This window comes from Curtobacterium sp. AC268 (genome assembly GCF_979258745.1).
In genome coordinates, this window is the sequence record NZ_OZ409878.1 from 1,834,289 (window position 1) to 1,852,356 (window position 18,068).

General features: G+C 71.0%; 19 protein-coding genes. 8 read left to right on the top strand and 11 right to left on the bottom strand.

All coding sequences use genetic code 11. The features are described from left to right. Positions 1 to 10 precede the first annotated feature (10 nt). Positions 11 to 943, bottom strand: coding sequence for a DsbA family protein (locus ACZZ9K_RS08660; RefSeq protein WP_111056651.1), 933 nt, complete (start codon positions 941 to 943; stop codon positions 11 to 13). A 243-nt stretch (positions 944 to 1,186) separates the two neighbouring features. Here ACZZ9K_RS08660 and ACZZ9K_RS08665 point away from each other — a divergent pair, with 243 nt between their 5' ends. Continuing rightward, on the top strand, positions 1,187 to 2,287 hold the full coding sequence (locus ACZZ9K_RS08665; protein WP_071244017.1) for an ABC transporter ATP-binding protein: 1,101 nt from the start codon (positions 1,187 to 1,189) through the stop codon (positions 2,285 to 2,287). Positions 2,288 to 2,371: 84 nt separating this feature from the next. After that, positions 2,372 to 3,688: a DUF4032 domain-containing protein gene (locus tag ACZZ9K_RS08670; protein ID WP_463443847.1), complete on the top strand. Its 1,317-nt coding sequence runs from the start codon at positions 2,372 to 2,374 to the stop codon at positions 3,686 to 3,688. Positions 3,689 to 4,126: 438 nt separating this feature from the next. Here the strand turns inward: ACZZ9K_RS08670 and rlmB are convergent, their stop codons facing one another. The 4 genes from rlmB to ACZZ9K_RS08690 are packed head-to-tail and all read right to left on the bottom strand — an operon-like array spanning position 4,127 to position 8,360. Next, positions 4,127 to 5,137: a 23S rRNA (guanosine(2251)-2'-O)-methyltransferase RlmB gene (gene rlmB, locus ACZZ9K_RS08675; RefSeq protein WP_027466607.1), complete on the bottom strand. Its 1,011-nt coding sequence runs from the start codon at positions 5,135 to 5,137 to the stop codon at positions 4,127 to 4,129. Positions 5,138 to 5,165: 28 nt separating this feature from the next. Further along, entirely contained in the window at positions 5,166 to 6,575 is a 1,410-nt protein-coding gene (gene cysS, locus ACZZ9K_RS08680; RefSeq protein ID WP_111029061.1) for a cysteine--tRNA ligase, read from the bottom strand. Positions 6,576 to 6,607: 32 nt separating this feature from the next. After that, positions 6,608 to 7,861: a 2-C-methyl-D-erythritol 4-phosphate cytidylyltransferase gene (gene ispD / locus ACZZ9K_RS08685; RefSeq protein WP_463444745.1), complete on the bottom strand. Its 1,254-nt coding sequence runs from the start codon at positions 7,859 to 7,861 to the stop codon at positions 6,608 to 6,610. Between the two features lie 16 nt (positions 7,862 to 7,877). Then, positions 7,878 to 8,360, bottom strand: a complete 483-nt coding sequence (locus ACZZ9K_RS08690; RefSeq protein ID WP_017888066.1) for a CarD family transcriptional regulator — start codon at positions 8,358 to 8,360, stop codon at positions 7,878 to 7,880. 159 nt (positions 8,361 to 8,519) lie between these two features. Between ACZZ9K_RS08690 and ACZZ9K_RS08695 the strand changes: the two genes are divergently transcribed. Then, positions 8,520 to 9,158, top strand: coding sequence for a hypothetical protein (locus tag ACZZ9K_RS08695; RefSeq protein WP_463443848.1), 639 nt, complete (start codon positions 8,520 to 8,522; stop codon positions 9,156 to 9,158). 96 nt (positions 9,159 to 9,254) lie between these two features. Here the strand turns inward: ACZZ9K_RS08695 and ACZZ9K_RS08700 are convergent, their stop codons facing one another. Further along, the gene (locus tag ACZZ9K_RS08700) at positions 9,255 to 9,935 is read right to left on the bottom strand and encodes a response regulator transcription factor (protein WP_027466611.1); all 681 of its coding nucleotides are present in this window, start codon (positions 9,933 to 9,935) and stop codon (positions 9,255 to 9,257) included. Then, positions 9,932 to 11,098 (bottom strand): sensor histidine kinase, encoded by a 1,167-nt coding sequence (locus ACZZ9K_RS08705; protein ID WP_027466612.1) that lies wholly within the window; start codon positions 11,096 to 11,098, stop codon positions 9,932 to 9,934. Before ACZZ9K_RS08705 ends, ACZZ9K_RS08700 begins: the two co-directional genes overlap by 4 nt. A gap of 146 nt (positions 11,099 to 11,244) precedes the next feature. Between ACZZ9K_RS08705 and phoU the strand changes: the two genes are divergently transcribed. Both phoU and ACZZ9K_RS08715 read left to right on the top strand, forming a co-directional pair. Then, complete coding sequence (phoU, locus tag ACZZ9K_RS08710; RefSeq protein WP_027466613.1) at positions 11,245 to 11,913, top strand: phosphate signaling complex protein PhoU; 669 nt, start codon at positions 11,245 to 11,247, stop codon at positions 11,911 to 11,913. Between the two features lie 49 nt (positions 11,914 to 11,962). After that, complete coding sequence (locus ACZZ9K_RS08715; RefSeq protein ID WP_138801966.1) at positions 11,963 to 12,511, top strand: P-loop nucleotide/nucleoside kinase family protein; 549 nt, start codon at positions 11,963 to 11,965, stop codon at positions 12,509 to 12,511. 183 nt (positions 12,512 to 12,694) lie between these two features. Here the strand turns inward: ACZZ9K_RS08715 and ACZZ9K_RS08720 are convergent, their stop codons facing one another. Next, positions 12,695 to 13,441, bottom strand: coding sequence for a phosphoglyceromutase (locus ACZZ9K_RS08720; protein WP_071244006.1), 747 nt, complete (start codon positions 13,439 to 13,441; stop codon positions 12,695 to 12,697). 44 nt (positions 13,442 to 13,485) lie between these two features. On the opposite strand from ACZZ9K_RS08720, the gene ACZZ9K_RS08725 reads away from it, so the two are divergent. Continuing rightward, complete coding sequence (locus tag ACZZ9K_RS08725) at positions 13,486 to 14,259, top strand: class I SAM-dependent methyltransferase (RefSeq protein ID WP_463443849.1); 774 nt, start codon at positions 13,486 to 13,488, stop codon at positions 14,257 to 14,259. Positions 14,260 to 14,273: 14 nt separating this feature from the next. Here ACZZ9K_RS08725 and ygfZ read toward each other — a convergent pair whose 3' ends face one another. From ygfZ to ACZZ9K_RS08740, 3 genes are all read right to left on the bottom strand, one after another. Further along, positions 14,274 to 15,356 carry a CAF17-like 4Fe-4S cluster assembly/insertion protein YgfZ gene (ygfZ, locus tag ACZZ9K_RS08730; RefSeq protein ID WP_463443850.1) on the bottom strand — a complete coding sequence of 361 codons (1,083 nt, stop codon included), beginning with the start codon at positions 15,354 to 15,356 and terminating at the stop codon, positions 14,274 to 14,276. Next, on the bottom strand, positions 15,356 to 15,958 hold the full coding sequence (locus tag ACZZ9K_RS08735; protein WP_027466617.1) for a heme-binding beta-barrel domain-containing protein: 603 nt from the start codon (positions 15,956 to 15,958) through the stop codon (positions 15,356 to 15,358). The genes ygfZ and ACZZ9K_RS08735 overlap by 1 nt, the downstream gene beginning before the upstream one ends. Before the next feature lie 136 nt (positions 15,959 to 16,094). Further along, complete coding sequence (locus tag ACZZ9K_RS08740; protein WP_128780538.1) at positions 16,095 to 16,376, bottom strand: hypothetical protein; 282 nt, start codon at positions 16,374 to 16,376, stop codon at positions 16,095 to 16,097. 179 nt (positions 16,377 to 16,555) lie between these two features. On the opposite strand from ACZZ9K_RS08740, the gene ACZZ9K_RS08745 reads away from it, so the two are divergent. Together ACZZ9K_RS08745 and mshD are read left to right on the top strand one after the other, a co-directional pair. Continuing rightward, positions 16,556 to 17,239, top strand: a complete 684-nt coding sequence (locus tag ACZZ9K_RS08745) for a response regulator transcription factor (RefSeq protein WP_017888078.1) — start codon at positions 16,556 to 16,558, stop codon at positions 17,237 to 17,239. After that, positions 17,239 to 18,063, top strand: a complete 825-nt coding sequence (mshD, locus tag ACZZ9K_RS08750) for a mycothiol synthase (RefSeq protein WP_463443851.1) — start codon at positions 17,239 to 17,241, stop codon at positions 18,061 to 18,063. The genes ACZZ9K_RS08745 and mshD overlap by 1 nt, the downstream gene beginning before the upstream one ends. Positions 18,064 to 18,068 lie beyond the last annotated feature (5 nt).

The window sequence follows — 18,068 nt, forward strand, 5'->3', positions numbered from 1 at the left end:
CGTCCGGCTGTCAGCGCTTGGTCGGCGTGGCAGACGGGGTCGCGCTGGGCGTGGGCGTCGGGGTCGCGTCGGTCGCCCCGGCGGCCGTCACCACGAAGGTGCGGAAGTCGTCGTTCGTGACCGGGGAGGTCAGCTCGTAGCGCTGCCCGTTCACGAGCACGAGCGGGGTGCCGGGGAACTCCTTGAGCGTCGACCCGGGGATCGTGCCCCCGGACACCGCCGTCGTCTGCTCGTCCACCCACTTGGCGTAGTCCTGGTCGGCGATGCAGCTCCGGACGGCACTGCGTTCCTGCAGCCCCTGCACGCCCGTGACGACGTCGGTGAGCTCGGCGTCCGTCAGGCCCGCGGTGCCCTCGTCCGGCTGCTTGGCGAAGAGCGCCTGGTTCACCGCGTAGAACTGGTTCGGGGAGTGCTCGGCCACGCAGGCTGCGGCGTTCGCGGCGCGGAGGGAGTACTTCGTGCCCTGCGAGCGGTTCGACAGGATCGCGACGGGGTGGATGTCGACCGTGGCCGCACCGGAGTCGACGAGGTCCTTGATGTAGTCGCCGTTCGCCTGCTCGAACTGGCCGCAGCCCGGGCAGAGGTAGTCGACGTACAGGGTGATCCGGACGGTGCCGGCCCCCTCGGTCGCGGCGCTGCTCGGCGACGCGGAGGCCGATCCGGACGCGGACGCTGCGACGGGCTTCAGACCCTGCCCGATGGTGATCCCGCCCTGCGACATGGTCGACGGGCCGGGGCCGGCGGGCTTCACGGAGTCGACCAGCACGAGCGTGACGATCGTCGCGGCGGCGAGCAGCACGACCCCGAGCCCGATCTGCAGGCCGAGCCGGACACCACGCTGGCGTCGCTTCTGCTGGGTCCGGGCACGCTGGGCTCGCTGGCGGGCGGCTTCACGGCGCTCGTTCCGCGCGGCGCGGGCGGCACCCTCGGGGCGGTTGTTCATCGGTGCGTCGTCCTCCTGATCGGTGTCCGCTCGGCGTTCCCCTGCTCGGCGGACGGACCCGGCGATTGTAGTGGGGCGCTCTGGGAAGCCGCCGACCAAGGGGGAAAACACTGGCGCACCCGGGTGAACTCGTGTTGTATGAACCTCGACAGTCGACGGCGACTGTCCGGGGCCCGTACGGGCACACCGCTTCACTCGGATCGTCCGGCACGTACCTGCCGGTGAAGGAAGGACCGAACGCTCATGGCGTCCGTCACCTATGACAAGGCAACCCGTCTCTACCCCGGAGGCAACCGTCCCGCGGTCGACTCCCTCGACCTGGACGTCGCCGACGGCGAGTTCCTCGTCCTCGTCGGCCCCTCGGGCTGCGGCAAGTCCACCTCGCTCCGCATGCTGGCCGGCCTCGAAGAGGTCAACTCCGGTCAGATCCGCATCGGCGACCGCGACGTCACGGACGTCCCGCCGAAGGACCGCGACATCGCGATGGTGTTCCAGAACTACGCGCTGTACCCGCACATGACCGTCGCCGAGAACATGGGCTTCGCGCTCAAGATCGCCGGCGTCGGCAAGGAAGAGCGCGCCACCCGCGTGCAGGAAGCCGCCAAGCTCCTCGACCTCGAGGACTACCTCGGCCGCAAGCCGAAGGCGCTCTCCGGTGGTCAGCGTCAGCGCGTCGCGATGGGCCGTGCGATCGTCCGTCAGCCGCAGGTGTTCCTCATGGACGAGCCGCTGTCGAACCTCGACGCCAAGCTCCGCGTCCAGACCCGCACGCAGATCGCGTCGCTGCAGCGTCGTCTCGGCGTCACCACGGTCTACGTCACGCACGACCAGACCGAGGCGCTCACCATGGGTGACCGCATCGCGGTGCTCAAGGACGGCATCCTGCAGCAGGTCGGCACCCCGCGCGACCTGTACGAGAAGCCGAACAACGTGTTCGTCGCCGGCTTCATCGGTTCGCCGGCCATGAACCTGCTGCCCGCCGACGTCATCGAGGGCGGCATCAAGTTCGGCACGCTCAACCACGCGATCGACCGCGACACCCTGTCGAACGCCCGTGCCGCACAGATCACGGTCGGCATCCGCCCCGAGGACGTCATCGTCTCGCAGTCCGGCGAGGGCCTGCCCGTCACGGTCGACGTCGTCGAGGAGCTCGGCGCCGACGGCTACCTCTACGGTCACGCCGACGTGAACGGCCAGCGTGCCGACATCGTCGCCCGTGTCGACGGTCGTGCGCACCCGTCGATCGGTGACACGATCGTCATCACGCCGAAGCAGGGCCACGTCCACGCCTTCGACACCGAGTCGGGCGACCGCCTCGACGACAAGGCCGTCGTCAGCGCGTAACCAGCGCACTCCCCCGAGAGCCCGCGCCCGCCTCACAAGGGCGGACGCGGGCTCTCGGCTGTCCCCGACACCAGAGGAACCACCGTGCCCGACTCGATGTCCATCACCGCCGCCACCGTCGACCCCGGCCTGCTCGACCTGCCGTGGGACCTGCCGCTCGCCGACTGGCCCGACGACACGATCGTCGCGCTGCCGAAGGGCATCTCGCGGCACCTCGTGCGGTTCGTGCACCTGAGCGGGTACGTCGCGGCGGTGAAGGAGACCGGCGAAGAGGTCGCCCGGTCCGAGTACGAGATGCTCAGGACACTGCAGCGCATGGACGTGCCGTGCGTGGATCCGGTCGCGGTCATCACGAACCGCGTCGACGCCGACGGTGAACCGCTGCACCCCGTGCTGGTGACCCGCCACCTGCGGTTCTCCCTGCCCTACCGCGCGCTCTACTCACAGACGCTGCGCCCCGAGACCGCCACCCGTCTGGTCGACGCCCTCGCGCTGCTGCTCGTCCGCCTGCACGTCATCGGTTTCTACTGGGGCGACGTGTCCCTGTCGAACACGCTGTTCCGTCGCGACGCCGGAGCCTTCGCCGCGTACCTGGTCGACGCCGAGACCGGCAAGCTCTACCCCGGCGGGCTGTCGAACGGCCAGCGCGAGAACGACCTCGAGGTCGCCCGCGTGAACATCGCCGGCGAGCTGCTCGACCTCGAGGCCGGCGGACGACTCGACGAGAACGCCGACCCCGTCGACGTCTCGAACCGCATCGTCGCCCAGTACCGGACGCTCTGGACCGAGCTCACCGGCACCGAGCAGTTCGACATCAAGGAACGCTGGCGCATCAACGACCGCGTCGAGCGCCTGAACGAGCTCGGCTTCGACATCGAGGAACTCTCGATCCACACGACCGAGGGCGGCTCGCAGGTCCGGATCCAGCCGAAGGTCGTCGACGCCGGGCACCACCAGCGCCGACTGCTGCGGCTCACCGGGCTCGACGCCGGCGAGAACCAGGCCCGGCGCCTGCTCAACGACCTCGACTCGTACCGTGCCCGCAACGGCCGTGACGAACTCGACGAGGAGATGGTGGCGCACGAGTGGGTCTCACGGGTCTTCGAGCCCGTCGTCCGCTCGATCCCCCGTGACCTGCGCGGCCGGCTCGAACCCGCCGAGGTGTTCCACGAGCTGCTCGAGCACCGCTGGTTCATGTCCCAGCAGGAGGAGCGTTCCGTCTCCCTGCCCGAGGCCACGACCGCCTACATCAACGACGTGCTCCGACACCGTCGCGACGAGCGCCTGCTCATCAACCCGCCGACCTCGTCGATCACCGTGCCGATCCCGGTGCTGGACGACGACGCCGCCGACGGGTCCGACGAGTCCGACGACGTCGACGACTGGCGCGCCACGGTCTGACGCGGTCTCCGCTCGGTCACGACACCCCGCCGGGTGGGCGCCGACCGGTCGCAGACCGTCGTCTGCGGCGTCGCGCAGCGACGACTCGTGACCACACGGCGGGCACCGGCCGACGTGTCCTGACCGTTCGGGGGTCGAGAACGCGACCGCCTGGAGGCCCGGCGCGGGTCCCGGGGACCGGCGCCGGCCCTCCAGACCGCCACGTCCACTCCCGACGGTGGTGACGTTGGACGTCGAGCGGTCACGACACCCCGCCGGGTGGGTGGCGACCGGTCGCAGACCGTCGCCGGCGGCGTCGCGCAGCGACGACGCGTGACCACACGGCGGGCACCAGCCGACGTGTCCTGACCCTTCGAGCCCGCCCCAGGCAGCACCGTGAGCAGGAATGGTCGCCTCCCGCTCGGGGAGGCGACCATTCCTGCTCACGAAGTGCTGCGGCTACGCGGTGCGACGGCGCCGCGCCACCTCCCACAGGGTGACGCTCGCGGCGATGCCGGCGTTCAGGGACTCGGTGGCGCTCGAGATCGGGATCGACACGATCGCGTCGCACGTCTCGGTGACCAGGCGCGACAGGCCCTTGCCCTCGGAACCGACGACGATCACGATCGGACGGTCGGCGAGCTCGAGGCCGTCGAGCTCCACGTCACCGTCGCCGTCCAGGCCGAGGACGAACAGGCCCATCGACTTGAGCGACTTCAGGGTCTGCGTGAGGTTCGGGGCCATCGCCACGGGCGTGCGTGCGGCGGCACCGGCCGAGGTCTTCCACGCCGACGCCGTCACGCCGACCGAACGACGCTGCGGCACGATGACGCCGTGTCCGCCGAAGGCCGCGGTCGAGCGGATGATCGCGCCGAGGTTGCGGGGGTCCGTGATGCCGTCGAGCGCGACGAGCAGCGGGACCTGGTCGCGCGAGAACGCCTGCTCGACGATGTCCTCGGACACGGCGTACTGGTACGCCGGCACCTTGAGCGCGACGCCCTGGTGCACGCTGTCGTGTCCGGTGATGCGGTCGAGCTCGGGACGCATGAGCTCGATGATCGGCACGCCACGGTGGTTGGCGAGCGCGAGGATCTCCTTCACGCGGTCGTCGACCTCGATGCGCGACGCGATGTAGAGCGTCGACGACGGGGTCTTCGTGCGCAGGGCCTCGAGCACGGAGTTGCGCCCGGTCACCAGCTCGGAGTCGTCGGTCTTGCGTGCCGGCGGACGGCCCGTGCGACCCTGCGGGGTGCTCGAGGAACCGTGCCGGCCCTTGGCCGCCTCGAAGCGGTCCTTCGCGGCCTTGCGCTTGCCGGCGGGGTGGTACGGGCGGTCCTCGGCCTTCGGGGTCGGCTTGCGGCCCTCGAGCGCCTGGGCACCCTGTCCGCCGGAACCGACCTGCTTGTTGCCCTTGCGACCGGTGCGGACGGCGCCGGGCCGACCCTTCTTGCTTCCCGAGACGTTCTTCATGCGTAGCTCCTGTTCGGCACTGCCGTGTTCAGGCGATGCTCCAGCGTGTTCCGGACGGCGTGTCCTCGATCGTGATGCCCGCGGCGGCGAGGTCGTCGCGCACGCGGTCGGCCGCGGTGAAGTCCCGTGCTGCCCTGGCGTCCGCGCGCTCCTGCACGAGGCGTTCGACGAGGGCGGCGAGCGGGCCTGCCGAGGTGTCGTGGCCGCCGCCCGACCAGTGGGCAGCTCGCGGGTCGATGCCGAGCACCTCCACCATCGCAGCCACCTGATGGTACGCGGTCCCGAGCGTTTCCGCATCGTCGGCGTCCAGGGCGGCGTTGCCGGTGCGCACGGTCTCGTGCAGCACGGCCAGGGCCTGGGGCACGGAGAGGTCGTCGTCCATGGCGGCGGCGAAGGCTTCGGGCACGGCCGGGGCGTCGGCGAGGTGGACGCCTTCGAGCCGGGTCTCGGCGCGCTCGAGGAACCCGGCGATGCGGTCGTACGCCGCCTCGGCCTCGGCCAGGGAACCCTCGTGGTGGTCGATCGACGAGCGGTAGTGGGCGGCACCGAGGAAGTAGCGCACGACGGCGGGACGAGCGGATCCGAGGAAGTCCGCGGCGAAGATCGAGTTGCCGAGCGACTTCGACATCTTCTGGCCCTCGACGGTCACCAGGCCGTTGTGCAGCCAGTACGACGCGAACGGGTCCCCGGCGGCCGTGGATTGCGCCAGCTCGTTCTCGTGGTGCGGGAAGCGCAGGTCGAGCCCGCCGCCGTGGATGTCGAACGCCGGGCCGAGGTACCGACGGGACATCGCCGAGCACTCGATGTGCCAGCCCGGGCGGCCGGCGCCCCACGGGGAGTCCCAGTTGGCCGTCGACGGCTCACCGGGCTTCGCACCCTTCCAGAGCGCGAAGTCACGGGCATCGCGCTTGCCGCGCGGGTCGGCGTCGGCGGCCTCGACCATGTCCTCGCGCCGCTGCCGGGTGAGCACCCCGTAGTCGGCCCAGCTGCCGGTGTCGAAGTAGACGTCGCCCGAGCCGTCGTCGGCGGCGTAGGCGTGCCCGCGGTCGATCAAGCGCTGGATGATCTCGTGCATCTGCGGCACGCTCGCGGTGGCCCGCGGCTCGTACGTCGGGGGCAGGATGCCGAGGGCGTTGTACGCGGCCGTGAACTCGAGCTCGACCCGGTAGGCGCGGGCGAACCACTCCTCGTCCGTGCCGGCAGCCAGGTCGAGGACCTTGTCGTCGATGTCGGTGACGTTGCGCACCAGGGTCACCCGGTACCCGCGGTGGGTGAGCCACCGACGCCAGATGTCGTAGACGAGCGCGGACCGCAGGTGCCCGATGTGCGGCGACGACTGCACCGTCGGACCACAGACGTAGACGCTCACGTGTCCGTCGACCAGGGGCACGAGGTCGACGACGGCTGCGGCGCGGGAGTCGTAGAGGCGAACGGTCACGCCTCAACCCTAATCGGCGCGGGGCCGCGGTTTCAGGAGGGACGCACGAGTGCCGTGGCGATCGCCGCGAGCCCCTCGCCACGGCCGGTGAAGCCGAGGCCGTCGGTCGTCGTGCCGGACACGGCGACGGGCGCACCGACGACCGCGGACAGGGCGTCCTGCATCTCGTCGCGGCGACGTCCGATGCGCGGCCGGTTGCCGATGACCTGCACGGTGACGGACACCGGCTCGAGTCCGGCGTCGGCGAGCAGCGCGACCGCTCCGCGGACGAAGACGTCGCCCGTGGCGCCGGCGTACTGCGGATCAGCGGTGCCGAAGCGTCCGCCGATGTCGCCGAGGCCCCCGGCGGAGAGCAGGGCGTCGCACACCGCGTGCGCCACCGCGTCGCCGTCGCTGTGCCCGGAGAGGCCGGGTTCGCCGGGGAAGTCGAGCAGGCCGACGCGGCAGGGCGAGGCGTCGTCGAAGGCGTGCACGTCGACCCCGAGCCCGAGCCGGACCGCGACGACGGCGTCGGGCGTCCCCGCACCGGCACCGGCACCGGCACCACCAGCTGCCTCGGTCCGCGCCCGCACGATCGACTCGGCCCGGCCGAGGTCCCACGGCGTCGTGATCTTGAAGGCGTCGGCGTCACCGGGCACGAACCGGACGGTGCCCCCGACGGCCTGGAACACCCCGGCGTCGTCCGTCTCGGACTGCGACGACACCGCGTAGGCCCGCCGCAGTGCCGCGAGCGGGAAGCCCTGCGGCGTCTGCACCCCGACGAGCGCCGCACGGTCGACGGTCTCGACGACGACGTCACCGTCGACCCGCTTCACCGTGTCCGTGACGGGGAGCGCCGGCACGACGCCCGCACCGTCACCGGCGGCGACGGCGTCGAACACCCGCGAGAACTGTGCCGCGGGGGTGAGGCACCGCGCCGCGTCGTGCACGAGCACCGTGGCGACGGAGTCCGGCAGGACGGCCAGGCCGGCCTCGACCGAACCGTGGCGATCCGCGCCTCCGGCCACGACGGCCGTGTACGCGACCGCAGCACCCGCGACCGAACCGACCACCTGCCGGCACTCCTCCAGGTGCGACGCCGGTGCGACCACGACGACCAGCGTCGGCGACGGCAAGGCGAACAGGGGTTCGAGCGCCCGCGCGAGCATGAGCGAACCGGCCACGGGCACGAACGCCTTCGCGGTCCCGATGCCGAGCCGGGTGCCGGAGCCGGCCGCAACGACGACGACCGCCCGGTCCACCCCTTCGGGGAACCGTGCGGTCGTCGTTCGTGCTGTCGCGTTCAGTGCGCTGTCGTCGGGCTCAGGAAGCCAGGACCTCGTCGAGGACGGTCGATGCCTTGTCCTCGTCGGTCTTCTCGGCCAGCGCGAGCTCGGAGATCAGGATCTGCCGGGCCTTGGCCAGCATCCGCTTCTCACCCGCGGAGAGCCCGCGGTCCTGATCGCGCCGCCAGAGGTCGCGGACGACCTCGGACACCTTGATGACGTCACCGGAAGCGAGCTTCTCGAGGTTCGCCTTGTAGCGGCGTGACCAGTTGGTGGGCTCTTCCGTGAACGGCGCCCGGAGGACCTCGAACACCTTGTCGAGTCCTTCCTTGCCGATCACGTCGCGGACGCCGACCAGGTCGACGTTGTCCGCCGGGACCTCGATCGTCAGGTCACCCTGCGTCACCCGCAGTTTCAGGTAGACCTTTTCCTCGCCCTTGATGACGCGAGTCTTGACTTCAGAGATGGTTGCCGCCCCGTGATGGGGGTAGACGACGGTCTCGCCGACCTCGAATTGCATGTATCAGGCTCCGTTCCCAGACATCCAGTTTACCACAGGGGCTGTTCCGGTAAGGGGACCCTCAACGCTCACCCCTCCCGGTGATCGCTAGGATGGGCGCGGGGACCGCCCGGTCCTCATCGTGACTTACGGAGGAATCTCTTGCGACCTCGGGTACTCGTGTCCGTCGCCGTTGCGGCAACCATCGCGCTCGGCGCCACCGGGTGCGAGTTCATGTCGCCGGCCCACACCGTCGACATCAAGCAGATCACCGACGGCGTGGACGTCTCGACCGGCAAGGTCGACGTGCGGAACGCCCTCCTGATCTCGGACGACGGTGAGAGCGCCCGCTTCATCGGCACGCTCGTGAACAACGACGACCAGGACGACTACACCGTCTCGATCGAGATCGGCGGCGCCACCCAGACCGTCGACGTGCCGGCGAACACCCACGTCGACCTCGCCATGGCCGCGGGTGCGGGCAGCGACGACGAGTCGAGCGTGCAAGAGGGCGACACCACGCAGGGCACCACCGCCGGTGGCGCCGAGCCGATCGTGTTCGACAACGCGGACGCGAAGCCCGGTTCGCTCGTCAAGGTCTACTTCAGCTACCCCGACGCCGAGGGTGTCTCGGCGAACGTGCCGGTGCTGACGAGCTCGCAGGAGGAGTACCAGACCCTCGCGCCGAGCCCGACCCCGACGCCCACCTCGACGTCGCCGTCCGAGAGCGGCGCACAGTCGACCGGCGAGGCCGTCCCCGGCACGCAGCCGACCGACTCGCAGACGGATTCGTCCGAGGGCGACAACGGCACCAACTGACGCCGACGGGCGCGGCTGACACCGCGCCCGGATCGTTCGCACAGGAGGCCCGGTGCGAGTCCCGAGGACTCGCACCGGGCCTCCTGTCCGTCCGCCTCAGGCCTCGATGCGGTAGCCGAGGCCGCGGACCGTCACCAGGATCTCGGGGGTCGACGGGACCCGCTCGATCTTCGAGCGGATGCGCTTGATGTGCACGTCGAGGGTCTTGGTGTCGCCGAAGTAGTCGGACCCCCACACCCGGTCGATGAGCTGCCCGCGGGTCAGCACACGACCGGCGTTCCGGAGCAGCAGCTCGAGGAGTTCGAACTCCTTGAGCGGCATCGGGGTCTCGGACCCGTCGACCGACACCGTGTGCCGCTCGACGTCCATCCGGATGCCGCCGACCTGCAGGATCCCGCTGTCCGCCGGGTCGTCCTCGGTCCGGCGACGGAGCACGGCGCGGATCCGGGCCAGGAGCTCCCGGGTCGAGTACGGCTTCGTCACGTAGTCGTCGGCGCCGAGCTCGAGCCCGACGACGATGTCCACCTCCGAGTCCTTCGCGGTCAGCATGATGATCGGCGCGTTCGACCGGGTCCGGATCTGCCGGCACACCTCGGTGCCGCTCAGGCCCGGCAGCATGAGGTCGAGGAGCACCAGGTCGGGGTTCTCCGCGTCGAACTTCGACAGCGCGGTCACGCCGTCGGCGGCGACGGAGGTCTCGTACCCCTCACGCTGCAGCAGGAACTCCAGGGGCTCGCTCAGGGCCGGCTCGTCGTCGACGATGAGGATCTTGGTCACGATGGCTGCTCTTCCAGTTGCTCTTCGAGTGCTGTGGTCAGTTCGGGATCTGCCTCGGGCAGACGGATGGTGAAGGTCGAGCCCTTGCCGGGCTGCGACCAGACGCGCACGTCACCACCGTGGTTGCTGACGACGTGCTTGACGATCGCGAGCCCGAGGCCGGTGCCCCCGGTGGCGCGCGACCGTGCGGGATCGACACGGTAGAACCGTTCGAAGACGCGGTCGAGGTCGGCCTCGGGGATGCCGACGCCCTGGTCGGTGATCGCGATCTCGACGAAGCCCTTCGACGACCGCACGCCGACACCGACGCGGGTGTTGTCCGGCGAGTACTTCACCGCGTTGGCGATGAGGTTCGACACCGCGACCTGCAGCAGCCCGCGGTCGCCCATCACCCGCAGCTTCGACTTCTTGGCGCGGATGATCTCGATCGAGCGGGCGCGGGCGACGACCTCGTTCGCGTCGATCGCGGCCTGCACGATCTTGTCGATGCCGGTCTCCTCGCTGTTCTCGAGCGCGTCGACGGACTGCAGCCGGGACAGCTCGATGATGTCCTTCGTCAGCGCCCCGAGCCGCTCGGACTCGGTGATCAGCTGCGCGGCGAACTTCTTCACGTGCGCCGGGTCGTCGGCGGCGAGGACGAGGGTCTCGGACAGCAGGCCGATTGCGCCGATCGGCGTCTTCAGCTCGTGCGAGATGTTGGCGACGAAGTCGCGGCGGACCTCGTCGATGCGCCGGCTCTCGGTCAGGTCGTCGGCCGTGAGCAGGACGTACCGGTTGCCGAGCTGGGCGGCACGGAAGCTGAGGTAGCCGATGAGCTCCCCGTGGCGGCCGCGCGGCAGCTCGAGGTCCTCCGACCCCATCTCCCCGCTCTTGCGCACCCGGTCGATGAGCTCGAGCAGTTCGTGGTGCACGAGGCGTCGGCGCACGACGAGGCCCGCCGTGAGGGCCTGGGGGGATGCCGCGACGACGGTGTTCGACGGGTCGATGACGACCGCCGGGTTGTGCATCGTCGCGATGACCGCTGCGACGCCGTCCGGCAGGGTCCGCTCCGCCACGTCGGCAGCACGAGCCGTCCGCTCGGCGGTGATGATCAGCACCACGACGCCCGCGCCGAAGACCCCGCCGAGGAGCATCGACAGTGGCACGAGCCACGCGTTGTCCATGCCGCCAGTGTAGGGATGGTCATGCGGGGTTCCGGTACCGTTCACCGTCTGCGGAAGGCCAGAACGCGAAGCGTTCAGCCCCGCGTCACCGTTCGTTCACCTGGGCTGACGACACTCGTCCGGTACGCAGAGAGAGGTACTCCCCCATGCGCGAAGTCTTCCAGCAGGAACTCCAGGACGTCCAGGAGCGACTGACCGAGATCGCCGGGCTCGTCGAGTCCGCCATCACCCGAGCCACCCAGGCCTTCAGCGACTCCGACGTCGCCCTCGCCGAAGAGGTGATCGCCGACGACGAGAAGATCGACCTCGCCGCGAACAGCCTCGACGAGATCGCGATCGACATCCTCGCCCGCCAGGCACCGGTGGCCCGCGACCTGCGCGTCGTCGTCACCGCCCTGCGCGTCAGCTCCTCGCTCGAGCGCATGGGCGACATGGCCGAGCACATCGCGCAGCTCGCCCGCCAGCGCTTCCCCGAGAAGGTCGTGCCGAAGGGCCTGCGCAGCACGTTCAAGGAGATGGGCCGGCACGACGTCGCGATGGCGCAGAAGCTCACGCGACTGCTCGCCACCGAGGACATCGCGCTGTCGGCCGAGATCCGCGACGAGGACGACGCCGTCGACGAGCTGCACGCCAGCGTCTTCGACTTCGTGCTCGGCGAGGCCTGGAAGGGCGGTCCGATCGACACCGTCGACGCCACCCTGGCCTCCCGCTACCACGAGCGCTTCGCCGACCACGCGGTCTCGATCGCCAAGAAGGTCGAGTACCTGGCGACCGGCGACTGGACCGGCGCGTCCACCTCGACCGCGGCGGTCTGACCCGGCCCGATCGGTCTGACCCGGCCGATCGGTCTGCGAGGATCGTGGCATGGCCCAGGTCGCGATCATCGTCAACGGCATGCCCGGTTCCGGCAAGAGCAGCATCGGCACGGCACTCGCCGAGGTGCTCGGCTGCCCGTTCCTGTCGAAGGACCGCATCAAGGAGCCCCTCGCCGACGTCGTCGGCCCGATGATCGCCTCGCGGCCGCTCGGTGGCATCGCGATGGACACGATGTGGTCCATGGCGCGGGCCGTCGAGAACGGGGTCGTCCTCGACGCCGTCTGGCTGCCGTCGCGTGACCGGAACCGCCTGGAGGCCGGACTCGCGTCCGCCGGGTCGCCTCGCGCCGTCGAGGTGTGGTGCGACACGGACCGCGCCACCGCCGAACAGCGGCTGCGCGACCGGTACGAACCGGGCACCGTGCCGGTGCGGCACGAGGTGCACGGGGACCTGGCCGACGTGCTGGCCTTCTGGGACGAGCACGGCGACGACGCCCGGCCCGTCGGGCTGCCCGGCGTCCCGGTGATCCGGGTCGACACGACGAAGCCCTACGACGTCGGGGCCCTGGTGCAGGAGATCGCGTCGCACTTCGTCTGACCAGCCACGGCTCGTCGAGCCGACCATGCTGCCGAAGCGACAGGTCGTCGACGGGGCGATCCGTTCCTCCTGGCAGAGCGACAGGAGTCGTCGGAACGTCGGCGGCCCACTGTCGCCCTCGCGAAGCCCGGCACACGCACGAACGCCCCGCCCGGATGCCGGACGGGGCGTTCTGCGTGGGTGCTACTTCTTGGCGCCCTGGGCGGCCACGGCGGCGGCGCCGGCGGCGGCGGCCTCGGGGTCCAGGTAGTACGCGGGCTTCGTCGGCGTGAAGTCGTCGTCGAGCTCGTACACCAGCGGGATGCCCGTCGGGATGTTCAGGCCGGCGATGTCGTCGTCGGAGATGCCGTCGAGGTGCTTCACGAGCGCACGCAGCGAGTTGCCGTGGGCCGTCACCAGCACGGTCTTGCCGGCGGCGAGGTCCTTCGTGATGTCGGACTCCCAGTACGGCAGCAGACGGTCGATCACGAGCTTGAGCGACTCGGTGCGGGGCAGCTGGTCGCCGAGCTCGGCGTAGCGGCGGTCACCGAACTGCGACCACTCGGCGTCGTCGGCGATGGGGGGCGGCGGGACGTCGAACGAGCGGCGCCATTCCATGAACTGCTGCTCGCCGTACTCGGCCAGGGTCTGGGCCTTGTCCTTGCCCTGCAGGTCGCCGTAGTGGCGTTCGTTGAGGCGCCAGTCGCGCTTCACCGGCAGCCAGGCCAGGTCGGCCTGCAGCAGCGCGATGTCCGCCGTCTGGATCGCACGGGTCAGGAGCGAGGTGTACAGGACGTCGGGGACGATGCCGGACTCGGCGATGAGGTCGCCGGCGCGCTTCGCCTCCTTCTCGCCCAGCTCGCTGAGCCGGACGTCGACCCAACCGGTGAACAGGTTCTTCTGGTTCCAGTCACTGTTGCCGTGACGGAGCAGGACGAGCGTGGAGGTCATGCCTCCGAGTCTACCGAGCGGTACCGGCCCCGTACCCTTGACGCATGCCCATCGGGAACGTGACGCGCGGGACGACCGGGTACAACCGGCTCCGCCGCGTCGACCGGTGGATCGCGACCCTGCCGGTGCTGCGCCGGACGGACGACCCGCTCGTCGCAGACGTCGGTTACGGGGCTTCGCCGACCACCACCCTCGAACTGCGCGACCGGCTGGCCGCCGTCCGACCCGACGTCGAGGTGACCGGCATCGAGATCGAGCCCTCGCGGGTCGCGCTCGCGAACGCCGGGACCCGCGACGGCGTGACGTTCCGCCTGGGGGGCTTCGAGACGCCGACGCCCGGGCAGCGCCGGCCCGCCGTCATCCGGGCCTTCAACGTGCTGCGGCAGTACGACGAGTCCGTGGTGGTCGGGTCGTGGCGGATCATGCAGGACCGGCTGCAGCCCGGCGGTGCGCTCGTCGAGGGGACCTGCAACGAGGTCGGTCGGGTGGCCTCGTGGGTGACGCTCGACGACGTCGCTCCGCAGACCTTCACGGTGTCGCTCCGGCTCGCCGGGCTCGACGTGCCGTCGATCGTCGCCGAGCGCCTGCCGAAGGCGCTGATCCACCGCAACGTGCCCGGCGAACGGGTGCACGCGTTCCTGCGGGACCTCGACCTGTCGTGGGCGGTCGCCGCACCGCTCGGCACGTACGGGCCCCGGCAGCGGTGGATCGCCACCGTGCGCGGGATGCGTGACCGCGGCTGGCCGGTGCTGCACGGGGTGACGCGCTGGCGGCTCGGTGAGCTCAGCGTCCCGTGGTCGGCCGTCGAGCCCGCCTGACGCCAGCGCGCAGGCTAGGAGCGCTTGACGGCTCCGAGGCGGGGCAGGCGCGGGACGTTCGCCGTGGCACCGGCCTCGGGCGGGACGATGGTCTCCTGCGCCGCGGTCACCACGACGTCGTCGGCCTCGAGCCGCAGGGTCGCGGTGGGGTCGAGCGAGCGCTTCACCACGGCGAGCCCGATCGGACCGAGCTCGTGGTGGATCGCCGACGCCGACAGCCGGCCGACGGGCTTGTCGTCGAGCAGCACCGGGGTCCCGGGGGCCGGCAGCACGCCGTCGGACCCGTCCAGGTGCAGCAGCACGGCCCGTCGCGGGGGGTGCCCGAGGTTGTGGACCTTGGCGACGGTCTCCTGCCCGCGGTAGCAGCCCTTCGACAGGTGCACGGCGGAGCGCAGCCAGTCGAGCTCGTGCGGGATCGTCCGCTCGTCCACGTCGGACAGGGTCGGGCGCCACGCGGCGATCCGCAGCGCCTCGTACGCGAGCAGCCCCGCGACGGGCACGTCCGACGCGGCGATCGCGGTCGCGGTGCCGGGGGTGACCACGGCGACGCGGAGGGTCCAGTCGGAGCCGGGGTGCGCCTCCGGGGCGGCGTAGCCCCACCCGCCCGGCGTGACGGCGCCCCACGGGTCGACCCACTCGGCGACGGGCGGTTCCGGCAGTTCGACGGACGCGAACGGGGCGTCCGCCGCGAACCAGCCGAGGGTGACGAAGTCGGCGGAGCGGTCGGCGACCTCGACCCGGAGCATGAAGCGCATCGAGTCGAGCCACCCGGCGAGCGGCGCAGCGTCAGCGCGTTCGGTGAGCAGCCAGACCGTCGCACCGTCGTCGATGACGCGGGCCGCGTGCTCGACGCGTCCGGCCTGGTCGAGCACGAGCGTCTCGGTGCTGACGCCGGTCGGCAACCCGGTGAGCTGCTGTGAGGTGATCGAGTTGAGCCACGACAGCCGGTCCGGTCCGGTGACGGTGACGACACCGAGCCCGAGCTCGACGACGGCACGCCCCCGGGTCAGCAGGCGCTGCTCCCGGATCGGGTTTCCGAAGTGCGCGGCGACGGAGTCGGCGGCGACGAAGCCGTCACGCGCGGCGAACACCGACATCAGTCGACCTTCGCGAGCTGCCCCGAGGCGTGCGAGGTGAGTTCGCGACCGAGCGCGGCGATGTCCCACGCCCAGAAGAGCTTGCCCTCGACCAGTCCGTACAGGCGGGTCGCGGCGGAGTAGTCCTTCGCGTTCGGCGAGCGCAGCACGGCGTCGGTCGACAGGTCGATCCGGCCCTTCAGCACACGGCCGACGTAGAGCTCGTTGACGCCCGTCGGGTGGATGATCGCGGCCTCGACGTCGAAGCCGTCCGTGGTGTTGCGGAGCGCCTCGACGCTCTCGACCGTGCTGAAGGGCGTGGGCCCGTCGCCCAGGAGCATCGCGGGGCCGCGGTCGCCGGGCTCGGTCGGACGGTCGATCCGCCAGTAGCCCATCTCGGCGGCGAGCGGGGTGTGGTCGTCGTCGAGCAGCCAGGTGGTCGACGAGTAGTTCAGGTACGGCAGGCCGTCGTGGCTGAAGCTGACGCGCTGGCCGAACTCGTAGTTCCGGACCTCGTCGTCGTCACCGACCGGGTACTCGACCACACCGGTGCCCTCCCACACGCCGACCAGCCACGACAGCGGGACCAGTTCGGGGGCGAGGCCCTCGGGCAGCTCGATCAACGCTGGCCCTTGAACAGCTTCACGACGACGACCACCGAGATGAACGCGATCGCGAGCGACGCCAGGCCGAGGAGGCCGACGTAGAAGAGCTCGAGCGCAAGCAGCGAATCCATGCTCGGAGTCTACGCGGCTCGGCTCAACGCGCCAGGAGCACCACCGCGGTGACGAGGACCACGACGAACGCCCCGGACGACGCGATGCTGATCCGTTCGACCAGACCGTCCTTCGTGGCGGTGATGAGCTGCAGCACGAAGCTGACCATCACGCAGGCGACGAAGACGAGCAGCAGCCAGGCGAAGGCGTCGCGCTCGGCCACGGTCAGCACGAGCACGGCCCCGACGACCGCCAGCACCCAGACCGGCAGGACGGACGTCAGCCGCAGGCGACGCTGGTCGGTGGGGTGCACGGGCTCGGTCACGCGCTCCATCATGTCAGGGACGTGCGGAACGCACGCACCGGGCGGTGCCGTTCGTGCGCCGTGGGGTGCGGTGCTCGCACCGTGGGGGTGCGGGACGACGCGCAATCCGTCCGGCCGGATGAGTCCTTCCCGAGCATCACTAGGATGTCTCCACGACGTCATCCACCTCCGGAGGTCCTGTGGCACAGCTCCTGGTACTCACCTCGACCGCGCCCGGAGACGTCCTGCCGAGCCTGGGCCTCCTGAGCCACCGGATCCGCCACGTGCCGGCCGAGGCCGCACAGCTGGTCAACGCCCCGCAGAGCGACCTGATGTTCGTGGACGCCCGCACCGACCTGGTCAGCGCGAAGGCCCTGTGCAAGATCCTCGCCTCGTCGGGATCGACCACGCCGATCGTGCTCGTCGTCACCGAGGGCGGGCTGACCGCCGTGAACAGCGACTGGAACGTCGACGACGTCGTGCTCGAGAGCGCCGGCCCGGCCGAGATCGACGCCCGCATCCGGCTGTCGGCCGGTCGTGCGGCGAAGGGCCAGACGAGCTCGAAGATCCAGGCGTCCGGTGTCGTCATCGACGAGGCCAGCTACTCCGCCAAGGTGCGCGGCCGGCCGCTCGACCTGACGTTCAAGGAGTTCGAGCTCCTGCGCTTCTTCGCCACCCACCCGTCACGCGTCTTCACCCGCGAGCAGCTGCTCAGCGAGGTCTGGGGCTACGACTACTTCGGTGGCACCCGCACGGTCGACGTGCACGTCCGACGGCTGCGCGCCAAGCTCGGCGACCTCGAGTCGCTCATCGGCACCGTCCGCAACGTCGGGTACCGCTTCAACGTCTACGACGACGAGGCCGAGCGCCTGATGGGGCAGTAGTGCTGCCCCACCTCGGCAGCTTCGTCGCCCCCGGCGAGGCTCCCCCGTTCTCCGACCAGACCCTGGTCGACGTCCGCGCGGGGCGCGCGACCGTCCTGACCGTCGACCACGGGGTCGCGGTGGTCCGTGACGGCGAGCTGGAACTCGTCGTCGCCCAGGAGGCCCGTGGCCGGGGCATCGGCACGGCCCTGGTGTCGCAGGCACTCGCGCTGGGCGGCGGGGCCGCTCCTCGGCTCGCGTGGGCGCACGGGGACCACCCGGCAGCACGGGCGCTGGCCGACCGGTTCGGCTGGCGCGCGGTCCGCACGCTGCTGCAGCTCCGGGCACCCGTCGCCGACCCCGATGTGGACGCCGACGTCGCGCTGCCAGACGGCTACTCGCTGTCGGCGTTCCGCCCCGGCACCGACGACGAGACCGACTGGCTCGCGCTGAACGCCGCCGCCTTCGCCCATCACCCGGAGCAGGGGCGGATGACGCTCGACGACCTGCACGCACGCGAGGCCGACGACTGGTTCGCAGGCGAGGACCTGCTGCTGCTCCGCGACGCCTCCGGGCAGCTCGCGGGCTCGTGCTGGCTCAAGGTCGAGGACGGCATCGGCGAGTTCTACGCCGTCGCCGTGCGGCCCGACCTGCAGGGGCAGCGGCTCGGCGGTGTGCTCATGCGTGCGGGCACCGCTCGGCTGCGCGGCCGCGGCCTGACCGCCGCCGCACTGTACGTCGAGGGGGACAACGAGCCGGCGCTGGCGCTGTACCGGCGCTCGGGGTTCACGCAGCACGCGATCGACGTGCAGTACGCGGCGCCGGAGCAGGCCGCCGGCCGGTAACATTG

Bases quoted from the DNA above. Each gene is read 5' to 3' on its own strand.
- ACZZ9K_RS08715 (WP_138801966.1), top strand. From the start codon at position 11,963: ATGGCCCAGGTCGCGATCATCGTCAACGGCATGCCCGGTTCCGGCAAG.
- ACZZ9K_RS08690 (WP_017888066.1), bottom strand. From the start codon at position 8,360: ATGCAATTCGAGGTCGGCGAGACCGTCGTCTACCCCCATCACGGGGCG.
- ACZZ9K_RS08720 (WP_071244006.1), bottom strand. From the start codon at position 13,441: ATGACCTCCACGCTCGTCCTGCTCCGTCACGGCAACAGTGACTGGAAC.
- phoU (WP_027466613.1), top strand. From the start codon at position 11,245: ATGCGCGAAGTCTTCCAGCAGGAACTCCAGGACGTCCAGGAGCGACTG.
- ACZZ9K_RS08705 (WP_027466612.1), bottom strand. From the start codon at position 11,098: ATGGACAACGCGTGGCTCGTGCCACTGTCGATGCTCCTCGGCGGGGTC.
- ACZZ9K_RS08665 (WP_071244017.1), top strand. From the start codon at position 1,187: ATGGCGTCCGTCACCTATGACAAGGCAACCCGTCTCTACCCCGGAGGC.
- ACZZ9K_RS08725 (WP_463443849.1), top strand. From the start codon at position 13,486: ATGCCCATCGGGAACGTGACGCGCGGGACGACCGGGTACAACCGGCTC.
- ygfZ (WP_463443850.1), bottom strand. From the start codon at position 15,356: ATGTCGGTGTTCGCCGCGCGTGACGGCTTCGTCGCCGCCGACTCCGTC.
- rlmB (WP_027466607.1), bottom strand. From the start codon at position 5,137: ATGAAGAACGTCTCGGGAAGCAAGAAGGGTCGGCCCGGCGCCGTCCGC.
- ACZZ9K_RS08660 (WP_111056651.1), bottom strand. From the start codon at position 943: ATGAACAACCGCCCCGAGGGTGCCGCCCGCGCCGCGCGGAACGAGCGC.